Here is a 12790-nt window from a genome sequence, read left to right as displayed (position 1 = left end):
TACATCGCCGTCGGCGATTAGCCGATTTTCCGGTCGAACCCCTTCCATGCCGGCAAAATTTCGCTAAAACGCGGGCTACCGCATCGGCCTGAAGTGCAGAATTGATTTTTTTCAGGAAACACGATGCGCAAATTCAAAGTGTTAGAGCGTACTTTCCATGGACGCACGTCGCTCTAAACCGCCCTGAGGCGGGCAGGATGGTTTTGAGATGTCGGACGACAGTTTTATCCGCGAAGTCAACGAAGAGATGCGTCGCGATCAGGCGCATGCGCTGTGGGACCGTTTTGGTCCTGCCTTGCTTGCGCTCGCGATACTGGTGGTGGTCGGCACCGCCGCCTTCGTCGGCTATCGCTATTGGGACGAGACCCGCGCCAATCGCTCGGGCGATGCCTTCTCGCAGGCGCTGAAGCTCGCCAATGAGGGCAAGAGCGACGAAGCGCTGGCGGCCCTCGATGCGCTGGAAAAAGATGGCTACGGCGCTTATCCGCTGCTCGCCCGCATGCGGGCGGCAACCGTCAAGGCGGACAAGGGCGACGTCGCCGCCGCCGTCAAGGATTTCGACGAGGTCGCCGCCGATGCGCACATTCCATCGGGCCTCCGCGATATGGCGCGCCTCAGGGCAGCGCTGCTGCTCGTCGACCACGGTTCGTTCGCCGATGTTTCGAGCCGAGTCGAGACGCTCACCGCCGACACCAATCCGCTGCGCCATACGGCGCGCGAGGCGCTCGGCCTTGCCGCCTGGAAGGAAGGCAAGGCGACGGACGCACTGAAACTGTTCGACCAGATTGCCTCGGATGACAGCGCCCCGCGCAACGCGCGCGAGCGGGCCACGTTGATGTCCGAGCTGATCCGTGGGTCGGGCAATGTGTCGTGACAGATGACGTTCAAAGTCGCCATCATCGGCCGGCCTAACGTCGGCAAATCGACCCTTTTTAACAGGCTGGTGGGAAGGAAGCTGGCGCTTGTCGATGATACGCCGGGCGTCACCCGCGATCGTCGCGTCCATGCCGCCAAACTCTACGATCTGCATTTCGACGTCATCGACACTGCCGGCTTCGAAGATGCCGCTGCTTCGACGCTGCCGGGCCGCATGCGCGCCCAGACCGAGATCGCCATCCGCGAAGCCGACCTGATCTTTTTCACCATCGATGCCAAGTCCGGGCTGATGCCTGACGACAAGACCTTCGCCGAGATCGTGCGCAAGTCCGGCAAGCCGGTTGTCGTCGTCGCCAACAAGGCCGAGGCGCGCGGCGCCCAGGGCGGCATGCTGGAGGCCTGGGAACTCGGCCTTGGCGAGCCGATCCCGGTCTCGGCCGAACACGGCCAGGGCCTGCCCGATTTGCGCGATGCGGTGATATCAGCACTGGGCGAGGCGCGCGCCTTCGGCGAAGAAGAAGATGCAGACGAGGAGGCCGCGGCCAGCGAGGTGCTGATCGGCGAGGACATCACCGACCCGGATGCCGAGCCGAGCTATGACGATACCAAACCGCTGCGCATCGCCGTCGTCGGCCGTCCGAACGCCGGCAAGTCGACGCTGATCAATGCGCTGATCGGCGAGGAGCGGCTCCTGACCGGTCCGGAAGCCGGCATCACCCGCGATTCCATCTCCGTCGACTGGGACTGGCATGGCCGCCGCCTGAAACTGTTCGACACCGCCGGCATGCGCCGCAAGTCCCGGATCCACGAAAAGCTGGAAGTCATGTCGGTGCAGGACGGCTTGCGCGCCATCCGTTTTGCCGAGATCGTCATCATCGTGCTCGACGCCACCATTCCCTTCGAGAAGCAGGATCTGCAGATCGCCGACCTGATCATCCGCGAGGGCCGCGCGCCGGTGATCGCCTTCAACAAATGGGATATGATCGACCACCCCCAGGAACTCCTGGCGGAACTGCGCGAGAAGACCGAGCGGCTGTTGCCGCAGGCGCGCGGCATCCAGGCGGTGCCGGTCTCGGCCGAGACCGGGCGCGGCCTCGACAAGCTGATGGATGCCGTCATCAAGACGCACAGGGTGTGGAACAGCCGCGTCTCGACCGGCAAGCTCAACCGCTGGCTGGAAGGCATCCTGGCGCACCATCCGCCGCCTGCCGTCGCCGGTCGCCGGCTGAAGATCAAATATGTCACCCAGGCCAAGACGCGGCCGCCAGGCTTCGTCGTGTCCTGCTCGCGGCCGGACGCGATGCCGCAATCCTATGTCCGCTACCTCTCCAACAGCCTGCGCGAAGCCTTCGACATGCCCGGCGTGCCGATCCGCATCGCCTTGCGGACCTCGGAAAATCCGTTCGCCGGCAAGGCGAAGAAACGCCGCTGAGCGCCGCGTCTTTTGGGCGCCAGCGTCAGCCACGACGCGCTAATGGGCGGTGTAAGCTCCGTCGACCAGATGGTAGCTGCCAGTGATAAAGCTGGCCTGATCGGACAACAGGAAGCACACAAGAGCCGCTACCTCTTCCGGTTTGCCGCGCCTGCCCATCGGTTGAAGGGCTGCCATGCGCCTGGTATTGGCTAATGCCTCCGCTTGCTCCGATAGAAGAGGCGTTTCGATCCAGCCGGGGCCGACGACATTGATCCGGATGCCCATCCTCGCATATTCAATCGCAGCAACCTTGGTCAGCCCAACGACCCCGTGTTTCGCTGCCGTGTATGCGGACGCAGTCGGCAAGCCGACAGAACCGAGAATTGAGGACATGTTCACGATGGCGCCTCCGCCTCGATCCAGCATGGCGGCGATTTCGTACTTCATGCTGTAGAAAACGCCATTCAGATTGACGTTCATCAGCCTGTGCCAGTTGTCGAGCGGATAGTCTGCCGTCGCTTTTCGAACGCCGTCGATGCCGGCATTGTTTACCGCCATATCCAGTCCGCCGCATTTCTGGACAGTGAACTCGATCAGCTTTTCGACGGCTGCCGCATCCGTGACATCGACCGCAAAATCGTGGGCCCTGCCTCCTTGCGCGCTTATTTCGGCAGCCATGCAGCGCGCGGCCTCGGCATCAAGGTCGGCGACAACAATTTCGGCTCCTTCTTGCGCGAGTTGCCGTGACACAGCCGCTCCTATTCCGGAGCCTGCGCCGGTCACAATCGCGACTTTACCATGGAAGTCAGGCTTCATCGTCTCTGTCCTATGCCCATTGTGGCCTAACCGAACAGAGGCGGACGGTTATCGCAAGAAGTTTCGCTCCAATTCGCTCGTCAATCCTGTGAATTCATTTTGCCACCCCACAGCGAGACTTGGCCCGCAGGCCTTGCAATGGTAGAGACGAGGAAGGGCGGTAGATTGACCAGTTTCCTAGCAGGTAGAAATGGAAGAACACAACATTGCGCGCCGGGGGCTCGTGCTGGGAAGTCTGGCTCTGATGCTCTCCGGGTGTACGTCGACGTTACAGCAGGTGACGGAGCCGATTTCATCCGCGTTCGGACCAAGGAATGGCCTCAATCCTCGTTTCCGACGGAAGCAAGTGCGGTACGACGGAAACGAGCCGCCTGGAACGATCGTCGTCGATACTTCGCAACGTTTTCTCTATGCCGTCGAGGGCGACGGGTGGGCGACGCGCTACGGCGTCGGCGTCGGCGAGCAGGGGCTTTCGTTCAAGGGTACAGCGACCGTCGCCCGCAAGGCGGACTGGCCGTCGTGGACACCCACCACCAACATGATGAGGCGCAAGCCTCGCCTGGTGAAGTATGCAGGCGGGGTCCCTGGTGGACCAAACAACCCGCTTGGTGCGCGTGCCCTTTATCTCTATCGCAACGGGCGCGACACCTACTTCCGGATACATGGTACAAACGAGCCATGGACGATAGGCACAGCGGTATCGAACGGGTGCATCCGTTTGACAAATGACGACATCATCGACCTCTACGAACGGACTCCTTTGGGCACGACGGTGGTGGTGGTTTGATGGTGGGCAGGCCTGATCTCCGTTGCATGGTGAGCCCTGCCGGCACGTCACCGCAAGGATTTCGGCTGCAACCGAATGCCGACTGTGTCATTTCTGCACTAGGCTTTGGTGTAGATCGCAGCTAACTTGGTTGGGCTGCATATCTTTTTATTTGTGGCGATTCTATAGGCTGTTCCGCCCCTGGGGAAAGGATTGCTTGATGAGCAGAATGTTGATTGTAATGGTTGCTACCCTCGCCGTTACCAGCCTGAGTGGCTGCGCGAACGGGATCGGTAAAGGAAAGGGGAAGGCTCCTCCGCCGGAACCCGTTGCCGTAGAAGAGCCCGTGATTAAATAAGCACCGGCTTTCGGAGATTTGGGGAAGGGCCGCCAGGCCCTTCCCCATCGATATGCAGGGGCCAAGGCCGGATTCGCAGCGTACATGCGGTTGGCGGGCATAGGCTGGCACCAGGTCTGCCTCGGAGTTCTGGATGAGATGACGCTTGTAAGTGGCCGTTCAACAATTGTGGCCCTGCTCGCGCTTGTCGCGGCGTCATGTCAGTCGCAGGACAACAAACCCCAGCCGACTTTTGTGTCCAATGAACGGGCACTGAGTACCGCGGCGATGCCGGCGCGCGCGGCCCAACGGCATTTCATCGAGTTCCGCTCCCGGTACGCCCTTACCTACGGCCATTCCTACGTGATTTTTGGACGATTGAACCAGGCGGGACGGATGGTCAACCCCGAAGTCGCGGGGCTCGCTCCGAAGTCCGATGATCCCAATGTCTATGTTCTCGGCCATGTGGCGCCCGTGCCAGCCACGACCGGGTGGACGGACGGCGACCTGGAAGATGCCTACCGGTCGGCAAGCTGGCGCGTTTTACTTACCGAAGCCGAATATAGGAAAGTCGTCGCGAGCATACGAAAGCTGCAGGCCAGCTCTCCGCTTTGGCACGCCTCACTCTACAACTGCAACGCATTCGTAGCGGACATCGCCAGATCGATGGGGTATAAGACCCCCGGTACCTGGCTCCGGCCGCAACAATTCATAACCAAGCTTCGGGAGATGAACGGCGGTTGAAATGCGATTTGCAAACCCGCTCTCGCCTCATTCGCCCGGTCAACTCCGAAAGCAGCGCGCTCTGAATGTCTTCGGTCGACAATTCGGACGCTGACATCGTTGCGACGGTTTATCGTGGTCCCAGATCGAGAAAAGGCTCCGGTGACCTGAAGTGACCATTTCTGTAGCTTCACTTGGCGAGATCATATGGGTGATCGGCCTCGTTGCCTGGTATGTGATCCGGTATCCCTTCGAGCGCCGGGCAAGGCGCGTGCGAATTGTAGCTGGCGGCCGCTCGCGTTCCGACACCGTCGGGCTTGCATCGGCTCTCCTTGGCCTGGCGATCCTGCCTGGCTTCTATGTCGCCACCGGCATCCCCGCAGCGGCTGACCATCCGGCCAGCGTGTGGTCGGTGGCGCTCGGAACCATCATCTTCTGCTCCGCGCTGTGGATTTTTCGCATGTCCCACAAGGAACTTGGCCGTAACTGGTCGATCACGCTCGAGATTCGCGAACGGCACGAACTGGTCAGCGCCGGGCCATACGCCTTGGTCCGTCACCCGATGTACACCTCGTTCCTGCTTATGGGGCTCGGCCAGCTCTTTCTGCTGCCGAACTGGGTTGCGGGCATATCCGGTTTGATTGGTTTCGCCGTCCTTTTCCTGCTGAGAGTGGACAAGGAAGAGCGTATGATGCTTGAGACTTTAGGCCCGCAATACCGTGCCTATATGGAAAGGACCAAGCGAATAGTCCCTTATCTTTATTAGAGGTCGTTTGATGCGAGGTCGAGCCATCAAGCTTTCGGCGCCCCGGCGCCTTGTTGGCGATCTGATGAGGTTTTCGATCGGCGTGCCACGGGTCGCGGTGCAGCGTCAGATGAATCTCGGCCCACTCGTAAGGGCTAGAATGGCGCAGCAGACCAGGCCCTCGTGGACCGCGATCTTCCTGAAAGGCTATGCGCTTCTCGCCCTGGAGATGCCGGAGCTGCGGCGCGCCTATGTCAAATTGCCCTGGCCGCAGCTTTACGAGTATCCGGCAAGCGTGGCCTCGATTGCCCACGAGCGCGAATATGATGGCGAGCCGGCCGTTCTGCTGAGCTGCATCAAATGCCCGGAACGCTACTCCATCACGCAACTGGAGGGATCCATCCACGCGGCTCGATCACGGCCAATCCTCGAGGTCCCGGAGTTCCGGCGTGCCTTGCGGATGGCAGCTGCGCCCGCGCCAGTCAGGTGGCTGTTTATGTGGCTAGGGTTGAACATCGCCCGGCAAAGGGCAAATTACTTCGGTACCTTCCAACTGTCCGTCTATTCTGGTCTCGGTGCGGAATCACTCAACCCGCTGACACCATTGACCACGCTTCTGAACTACGGTCCGATCGGCAACGACGGATCGGTGAATGTCCGCATCCACTACGATCACCGGGTGATGGATGGAGCGAACGTCGCACGAGCACTGGAGCGATTCGAAAAGATTCTGAACGGCACTGTCGCCAATGAAGTGATGCTGCTCGGTCAGGATGTTTCCGCTCCTGCAAGACGGAGGAACGCGACGTGATTTCGCACAGTGGATTGCGGCCGGCCGTCGTCGTGATTGGCGGCTCGGGTGGAATTGGCCGGGCAATTGCGGGCGTCGCTGCACGGGAGCACGGCGCGGTTGTGCTGGTTGCCCGCTCGCCCGAGGGTTTGGCCGCCGCGGCGTCCGAGGTTCGGGAGGCGGGTGGCGAGGTATTCACGCTCGAGCTGGATCTCGTGGCAGGCGATGCGCCAATGCTCCTGGAGGGCTTTCTGTCCGCACACGGCCTGGTCTGTGATGTCCTGGTCAACAGCGCCGGCTACGGCCTCCGGGGTGCGACGACGGCGCTGCCTGTTGATGGTCAACTCGGCATCATCGATCTCAACATACATTCCCTCACAGAACTGACCCTCCATTTTCTGCCCGCAATGGTGGCGCGCCGACGGGGCGGGGTGCTCAATCTCAGTTCCGTGGCCGGGTTCCTTCCCGGACCTTATATGGCTCTGTACTTCGCAAGCAAAGGTTTCGTGCGCTTCTTCTCAGAGGCGCTTCACCAGGAATTGCGCCGAACCGGTGTGACGGTCACATGCGTGGCACCAGGCCCGGTGTCGACGGAGTTTCTCGCAAGGTCAGGCGCCAATCAGACGGTGCTCTTCAACGTCTTGCCCAAGGTGGATGCGGAGTATGTGGCCGAACGTGCGTGGCGAGGGTTCAGATCCGGTCGTCGCCTCGTCGTGCCGGGAATCTCGGCCAAGTTGGCTGCCCTTGCGGCATCGCTCCTGCCTTCCGCAGCGCTGCTGCCCTTGGTCGGCCGGCTGCAACGCGGCGGCAATGATCAATGTCCTTGCGGTTCAGGTATGAAGTTCAAGAAATGCTGCGGTGCCCGCCAGATCCAGCTACGCCGGGGCCCTCGGGGAATTATCCCCTGACCGGACCAGCACGCCACCGAAAAACCTCATTGAAGCAAGAGACCGCTCGCCGATGGCGGGCCGTTAAGCATGTTCGTGGCATCGCCGTTAAGCATGTTGGTTGCATAGAGGAGGCTCCTCCATCTCTGAACAGCGCTCTGCGGAGTGGTTAACGGGACCGTTGCAGCCGTTTCCAACAAAAGCCTTTGAAATGATTGGCGCTGTCGAGCTCCGTTAACGCCCCATCAAGGTTAATGCATCATCGTGCCTCTCCAGTGGGGTCCGTTGCGTTTCTGGAGAGTTCCGTGCATCGACGTGTTTTGAAGCGGCTTGTCGCTTTCGCCGGTGAGAAAAGACGTTCCTTTCTGTCTCCTCTGGTCATTGGACTTGGCATCTGGGTCGGCTTTCCCAATGTCATTGCCTACCAGGACATGACGAGCCTGGTTTCCGGTCTCAAGGCGCCGAACGCCCGCTGGAACGCCTATGTCGAGAAATCCGTCGCCGGCTCGGTCCATGCCGCCGAAATGCCTTTCCTCGATTCCGACACCACCGGCTCGATCTCGGGTTCCGGCGTCCGGTTGCCCGACATCGGCGCCGTGTCGTTTCGCGGCAAGGGCAGCGTGGCCAGCACGACGCCCGACGAGGACCGCATCATGCGCGCCGACAAGAAGGGCCGCATCATCATCGTCTCGCCGGTCGCGCCGCCGAAGAACTTCAATGCCGGCTCGGTGTTTGAGCGCACCTCCTCGCTGCTTCGCCCGAGCATGGACAGCGGGCTGAAGATGGCATTCGCCAAGCCCGAGATCAAAGGCAAGGAGATCCAGATTGCCGCCGCGTTCCATAGGCGCGTCGACAAGAAGCCGGATCCCGGCGTGCCGGCCATGCTGGCCTCGCTGGTCAACAACGACCGCCCCGACGTCCTGGCGACCGCCTACGCAGCGGCCGCGCCTGACTATGCCCAGGCTTCGCCCTTCGAGGCCTTGCTTCAGGACGAGCAGCCGAACGATGGCCGCTTCATTCCGCCGGTGGCCAAGGGCGATCATTCGTGGATGCAAACCGCGCTGCCGGCGAGCGTCTTCTCGAAGCCGGAACAGGCTTGCCTCGCCAACGGCATCTATTTCGAGGCGCGCGGGGAATCGGTGCGCGGCCAGGCCGCCGTCGCCCAGGTCATTCTCAATCGCGTTCGCAATCCGGCCTATCCGAACTCGATCTGCGGCGTCGTCTATCAGAACGACAAATGGTTCAACCGTTGCCAGTTTTCCTTCGCTTGCGACGGCAGGAAGAAGCGCATCCAGAGTCCCGCCCACTACAAGACCGCGCAAGACATCGCCATGGCGGTCACTGCCGGCAAGATCTTCATCCCGGAAGTCGGATCGTCGACCCATTACTACGCCAACTACGTCAACCCGGGTTGGGCGCGGACGATGAAAAAAATGACCAGGATCGGCCTGCACATCTTCTATCGCACTTATGGCGGCGGCTGGAGCTGAGCGCTCCGGCAAGGCCCCGGGCGCGGCCGATCGAAGACCCGTTGCCGCAGGGATTCGGCCGCGGCACGCCAGCGGCGGTAGCGGGCACGATGTCGCACCCTGGCAAGCTATTGATTTCTATAGGAAAAATACTTGACGCTGAAGTCCTGCCCGTGGCTTGACGGGCGGGGACCCTCTAACTATGTTGCCGGCGACTTAAGAGCGGACGGACGGTGACGATCTGACCGGGCAAGGGGGTTGCGATGGCCGACAAGAATGGGCCAGACGGAACCGGAGAAACCGGCCGCGGCAAACAGCGTCAAGCCGACATCCGCGACGACGATCTTGAGCGCCGCCGGCGCGAACTTGAAGCATCGCTTGCGACAAGGCGGCCGGACCGGCTCGAGGGGAAAGACGACGCGAAAGCGGGCAGTGCGGCCGGATATGGCCAGGCGCTCAAGCTATCCAGCGAGTTCATCGCCGGGATAGTGGTTGGTGCTGGTCTTGGCTGGATCATCGACCGTGTGGCGGGGACATCGCCATGGGGTATGATCGTTTTTTTGCTGCTCGGTTTTGGCGCCGGCGTGCTCAATGTCCTGCGCTCCGCGGGACTTATGGCGGAATTCGGACAGGGCGACAAAGCCCGCGATCCGAAAGAATGACTTGAGGCGCCGCTTGCCGGCGCAGTGAACAGGACACTAAAGCCGCGCGCGGCTTTGATGGGGATTTAAAGTGGCTGCTGACAAGGTCGATCCGATCCACCAGTTCCATATCAACAAGCTGATTCCGATCGAGATCGGCGGCTACGACCTGTCGTTCACCAATTCGGCGCTCTTCATGGTCGCGACCGTCGCCGTCGCCTCGGCGTTCCTCTATCTCAGCACCTCGAGCCGCAGCCTCGTTCCCAGCCGTCTTCAGTCGGTCTCGGAAATGGCCTACGAATTCGTCGGCAACATGCTGAGGGACGCAGCCGGAACCCAAGGCATGAAGTTCTTTCCCTTGGTATTTTCGCTGTTCATGTTCGTGCTCGTTGCCAATCTGCTCGGTCTTTTTCCATATTTCTTCACCGTCACAAGCCACATCATCGTCACCTTCGGCCTTGCCGCGCTGGTGATCGGAACCGTCGTCGTCTACGGCTTCATGAAGCATGGCCTTGGTTTCCTGAAACTGTTCGTGCCGCATGGCGTGCCGGTTTACCTGCTGCCGCTGGTGGTGCTGATCGAGGTGATTTCCTTCGTTTCGCGCCCGGTCAGCCTCTCGGTTCGTCTGTTCGCCAACATGCTGGCCGGCCACATCACGCTGAAGGTGTTCTCGGGCTTCGTGGTGAGCTTGAGCGCGCTTGGCACGCTCGGCATTGCCGGATCGGTCCTGCCGCTGGCGATGGCCGTGGCGCTGACGGCGCTGGAACTGCTGGTCGCCTTCCTGCAGGCCTACGTCTTTGCCGTGCTGACCTGCATGTATCTGAACGACGCCCTGCATCCCGGGCACTGACCCGGGTTGACCCAAGAGTTTCCGGCCCTGCTGCCGGGATAGAAATCGCAACGGAATTTTTAGATCCAAAGGAGTTGAACACATGGAAGCAGAAGCAGCAAAGTTCATCGGCGCCGGCATCGCATGCCTCGGCATGGGTGGCGCCGGTATTGGCCTTGGCAACATCTTCGGCAGCTATCTGGCGGGCGCATTGCGCAACCCGTCGGCCGCGGATGGCCAGTTCGGCCGCCTGATCTTCGGCTTCGCCGTGACTGAAGCGCTGGGCATCTTCTCCCTGCTCATCGCGCTTTTGGCCCTGTTCGGCTGAGCCCCTGTTCGGCTAACATTGGGAATTGGAAGGGCCGGCCGCAAATCGGCGGCAGGCATGACATCAGGGGATAGTCCATGTTCGTGACATCTGCCTTTGCGCAAGAGTCCGCGCCTGCCGTCGAAGGCGGCCATACCGGCACGGAAGGCGATACGCATTCCGGCACCGGTGTGCCTGCCGAGGCGCACGGCGTGTTCCCGCCATTCGATCCGGCGACATTCCCGTCGCAGCTTCTGTGGCTGGCGATCACCTTCGGGCTGTTCTACCTGTTCCTGAAGAAGGTGGTGATGCCGCGTGTTGGCGGCATCATCGATGTCCGCAACGACCGCATCACCCAGGACCTCGACCATGCCGCCAGGCTGAAGGGCGAGGCCGATGCCGCCGTTGCCGCCTATGAGCAGGAACTGGCGGAAGCCAAGACCAAGGCCAATGCGATCGGCCAGCAGGCCAACGATGCCGCCAAGGCGGAAGCCGAGGCCGCCCGCAAGAAGGTCGAGGCAGCGCTTGACCAGAAGCTTGGCGAAGCCGAGGCTCGCATTTCGACCATCAAGGCCAATGCCATGAAGGAAGTCGGCACGATCGCCGAGGACACGGCTTCGGCAATCGTCGAGGCGCTTGTCGGCGGCAAGGCCAGCAAGGCCGAGATCGCGGCAGCCGTCAAATCCGTGGCCCGGTGAGGAGCGCATCATGGACGCCACATCACTCGCGACGCTTTGGGCCACCGTTGCCCTCGTCATTTTTCTGGCCATTGCCGTCTACGTCAAGGTGCCTAAGCTGATCGCCAAGGCGCTCGACGCCCGCGCCGACAAGATCAGCAACGAGCTTGAAGAAGCGCGTCGGCTGCGCGAGGAGGCCCAGCAACTGCTCGGCCAATACCAGCGCAAGCGCAAGGAAGCCGAGCAGGAGGCCGCCGACATCGTCGCCGCCGCCAAGCGCGAGGCCGACATGCTGGCTGCCGAGGCGCACAAGAAGACCGAGGACTATGTCACCCGGCGCACCGCGCTTGCCGAACAGAAGATCGGTCAGGCGGAGCGCGAGGCGATTGGCGAAGTGCGCGCCAGTGCCGTCGATATTGCCGTCGAAGCCGCCCGCACGCTGCTCGCCGCCAAGATTGACGCCAAGGCGGGCGCCGACCTGTTCCAGGCCTCGCTTCAGGACGTCAAGTCCAGGCTGAATTAAGCCGGGTAATCTCCCCCCTTGAGGGGGAGATGTCGCCGAAGGCGACAGAGGGGGTCGCCTCGGCGTCGCGACGCCCTATCGGATAAAATGTCGAATGAAAGAGGGGCGCGGCGCTTCACGCGCGGCTACCCCCTCTGGCCTGCCGGCCATCCCCCCTCAAGGGGGGAGATTGGCGCTCGCCTCAATCCAGACCGGAAAAAATCTCTTCGTCGAGCACCTCGGTGCCGCCAAGCCGGAACGGTGCGAAGGACGCGCGGTGCAGCCGCGCCACCGGTCCATGCACCTCGATCGCGGTGCGATGGCGGACCGTGGCGTAGCCCATATGGAGCTCGAAACCGTAAAGCGCGTGATGGCTGCCGCAACCGCACATCATGCGGTCGCGCATCACCTTGGCGACGATCGAGGCGGCGGCGATCGACTGCGAGCGCTGGTCGCCCTTGATCAGCGCTCTGCCTTCGCATGGCAGTCCGGGCGGCACGTCGCGGCCGTCGGCCAGGGCCAGCTTTGGCTGCACCGAGAGCCCGACCAAGGCGCGGCGCATCGCCTCGAGGCTGGCCTTGAGAATATTGCTGCCATCGATGCCTTCCGCGCTGACCGAGGCCATCGACACGGCAAGAGCGGAGCCAAGGATTTTCAGGAACAGCGCCTCGCGCTGCAGGTGGCTGAGGCGCTTGGAATCGTCGAGACCGTCGGGAATGTTGGCGGGATCGAGCACTACCGCTGCCGCGACGACCGGTCCGGCGAGCGGGCCGCGCCCAGCCTCGTCCATTCCCGCCACCGGCCACAGGCCTTCGGCCATCGCCTTCGTCTCGAAGGAGAAATCGGGTCTCTCAACGATTTCGAAGAGAAGCGGAGAATCAGAACGCGCGCGAGCCATGTTGCGGCGAGGTTCGCATCGGCTCCGATTCTCCGCAAGCCCCTCCGGGTCGGGTGAGGCACCGGACCCGGAGGGCACCGTCTGCAAGCCCGGGGACAGGACAGGCCGGACGG

16 protein-coding genes are annotated in these 12790 nt (G+C 61.9%); 14 read left to right on the top strand and 2 right to left on the bottom strand.

Annotated features, from left to right (window positions below; genetic code table 11):
• The first annotated feature begins 208 nt into the window (after positions 1-208).
• Both AC0L2M_RS02230 and der read left to right on the top strand, forming a co-directional pair.
• Complete coding sequence (locus tag AC0L2M_RS02230; protein ID WP_473533910.1) at positions 209-874, top strand: tetratricopeptide repeat protein; 666 nt, start codon at positions 209-211, stop codon at positions 872-874.
• 3 nt (positions 875-877) lie between these two features.
• Positions 878-2308, top strand: a complete 1431-nt coding sequence (gene der, locus AC0L2M_RS02225; RefSeq protein ID WP_128167715.1) for a ribosome biogenesis GTPase Der — start codon at positions 878-880, stop codon at positions 2306-2308.
• 39 nt (positions 2309-2347) lie between these two features.
• Here der and AC0L2M_RS02220 read toward each other — a convergent pair whose 3' ends face one another.
• Complete coding sequence (locus AC0L2M_RS02220) at positions 2348-3106, bottom strand: SDR family NAD(P)-dependent oxidoreductase (protein WP_023799406.1); 759 nt, start codon at positions 3104-3106, stop codon at positions 2348-2350.
• Positions 3107-3296: 190 nt separating this feature from the next.
• Between AC0L2M_RS02220 and AC0L2M_RS02215 the strand changes: the two genes are divergently transcribed.
• The 12 genes from AC0L2M_RS02215 (at position 3297) to AC0L2M_RS02160 (ending at position 11800) form a co-directional block, all read left to right on the top strand.
• Positions 3297-3893, top strand: coding sequence for a L,D-transpeptidase (locus tag AC0L2M_RS02215; protein WP_023799405.1), 597 nt, complete (start codon positions 3297-3299; stop codon positions 3891-3893).
• Between the two features lie 199 nt (positions 3894-4092).
• Positions 4093-4230: an ABC transporter gene (locus tag AC0L2M_RS02210; RefSeq protein ID WP_084646669.1), complete on the top strand. Its 138-nt coding sequence runs from the start codon at positions 4093-4095 to the stop codon at positions 4228-4230.
• A gap of 138 nt (positions 4231-4368) precedes the next feature.
• Positions 4369-4953, top strand: coding sequence for a hypothetical protein (locus AC0L2M_RS02205; RefSeq protein WP_031255001.1), 585 nt, complete (start codon positions 4369-4371; stop codon positions 4951-4953).
• Positions 4954-5110: 157 nt separating this feature from the next.
• Positions 5111-5698, top strand: coding sequence for a protein-S-isoprenylcysteine O-methyltransferase (locus AC0L2M_RS02200; protein WP_031254999.1), 588 nt, complete (start codon positions 5111-5113; stop codon positions 5696-5698).
• Positions 5699-5708: 10 nt separating this feature from the next.
• Positions 5709-6488, top strand: a complete 780-nt coding sequence (locus AC0L2M_RS02195) for a hypothetical protein (protein WP_473533909.1) — start codon at positions 5709-5711, stop codon at positions 6486-6488.
• Positions 6488-7375: an SDR family NAD(P)-dependent oxidoreductase gene (locus AC0L2M_RS02190; RefSeq protein WP_473533950.1), complete on the top strand. Its 888-nt coding sequence runs from the start codon at positions 6488-6490 to the stop codon at positions 7373-7375. Before AC0L2M_RS02195 ends, AC0L2M_RS02190 begins: the two co-directional genes overlap by 1 nt.
• A 284-nt stretch (positions 7376-7659) precedes the next feature.
• A complete protein-coding gene (locus AC0L2M_RS02185) occupies positions 7660-8844 on the top strand; it encodes a cell wall hydrolase (RefSeq protein WP_473533908.1) in 1185 nt (394 codons plus the stop codon).
• Positions 8845-9086: 242 nt separating this feature from the next.
• The gene (locus AC0L2M_RS02180; RefSeq protein ID WP_236387947.1) at positions 9087-9485 is read left to right on the top strand and encodes an AtpZ/AtpI family protein; all 399 of its coding nucleotides are present in this window, start codon (positions 9087-9089) and stop codon (positions 9483-9485) included.
• Positions 9486-9555: 70 nt separating this feature from the next.
• The gene (locus AC0L2M_RS02175; RefSeq protein WP_077381387.1) at positions 9556-10314 is read left to right on the top strand and encodes a F0F1 ATP synthase subunit A; all 759 of its coding nucleotides are present in this window, start codon (positions 9556-9558) and stop codon (positions 10312-10314) included.
• A gap of 82 nt (positions 10315-10396) precedes the next feature.
• Entirely contained in the window at positions 10397-10621 is a 225-nt protein-coding gene (locus AC0L2M_RS02170) for a F0F1 ATP synthase subunit C (protein WP_023799397.1), read from the top strand.
• A gap of 77 nt (positions 10622-10698) precedes the next feature.
• Positions 10699-11298 carry a F0F1 ATP synthase subunit B gene (locus AC0L2M_RS02165; RefSeq protein ID WP_023799396.1) on the top strand — a complete coding sequence of 200 codons (600 nt, stop codon included), beginning with the start codon at positions 10699-10701 and terminating at the stop codon, positions 11296-11298.
• A gap of 10 nt (positions 11299-11308) precedes the next feature.
• Entirely contained in the window at positions 11309-11800 is a 492-nt protein-coding gene (locus AC0L2M_RS02160) for a F0F1 ATP synthase subunit B (protein WP_023799395.1), read from the top strand.
• 181 nt (positions 11801-11981) lie between these two features.
• Here AC0L2M_RS02160 and AC0L2M_RS02155 read toward each other — a convergent pair whose 3' ends face one another.
• A complete protein-coding gene (locus AC0L2M_RS02155) occupies positions 11982-12677 on the bottom strand; it encodes a ribonuclease HII (protein ID WP_473533907.1) in 696 nt (231 codons plus the stop codon).
• Positions 12678-12790 lie beyond the last annotated feature (113 nt).

This window comes from Mesorhizobium sp. WSM4806 (genome assembly GCF_055811635.1).
This window is presented reverse-complemented; position numbering and strand designations above follow the sequence as displayed.

Excerpts from the sequence above, each read along its gene's own strand:
- AC0L2M_RS02230 (WP_473533910.1), top strand. The coding sequence starts at position 209 with ATGTCGGACGACAGTTTTATCCGCGAAGTCAACGAAGAGATGCGTCGC.
- der (WP_128167715.1), top strand. The coding sequence starts at position 878 with ATGACGTTCAAAGTCGCCATCATCGGCCGGCCTAACGTCGGCAAATCG.
- AC0L2M_RS02220 (WP_023799406.1), bottom strand. The coding sequence starts at position 3,106 with ATGAAGCCTGACTTCCATGGTAAAGTCGCGATTGTGACCGGCGCAGGC.
- AC0L2M_RS02215 (WP_023799405.1), top strand. The coding sequence starts at position 3,297 with ATGGAAGAACACAACATTGCGCGCCGGGGGCTCGTGCTGGGAAGTCTG.
- AC0L2M_RS02210 (WP_084646669.1), top strand. The coding sequence starts at position 4,093 with ATGAGCAGAATGTTGATTGTAATGGTTGCTACCCTCGCCGTTACCAGC.
- AC0L2M_RS02205 (WP_031255001.1), top strand. The coding sequence starts at position 4,369 with ATGACGCTTGTAAGTGGCCGTTCAACAATTGTGGCCCTGCTCGCGCTT.
- AC0L2M_RS02195 (WP_473533909.1), top strand. The coding sequence starts at position 5,709 with ATGCGAGGTCGAGCCATCAAGCTTTCGGCGCCCCGGCGCCTTGTTGGC.
- AC0L2M_RS02180 (WP_236387947.1), top strand. The coding sequence starts at position 9,087 with ATGGCCGACAAGAATGGGCCAGACGGAACCGGAGAAACCGGCCGCGGC.
- AC0L2M_RS02170 (WP_023799397.1), top strand. The coding sequence starts at position 10,397 with ATGGAAGCAGAAGCAGCAAAGTTCATCGGCGCCGGCATCGCATGCCTC.
- AC0L2M_RS02165 (WP_023799396.1), top strand. The coding sequence starts at position 10,699 with ATGTTCGTGACATCTGCCTTTGCGCAAGAGTCCGCGCCTGCCGTCGAA.
- AC0L2M_RS02160 (WP_023799395.1), top strand. The coding sequence starts at position 11,309 with ATGGACGCCACATCACTCGCGACGCTTTGGGCCACCGTTGCCCTCGTC.
- AC0L2M_RS02155 (WP_473533907.1), bottom strand. The coding sequence starts at position 12,677 with ATGGCTCGCGCGCGTTCTGATTCTCCGCTTCTCTTCGAAATCGTTGAG.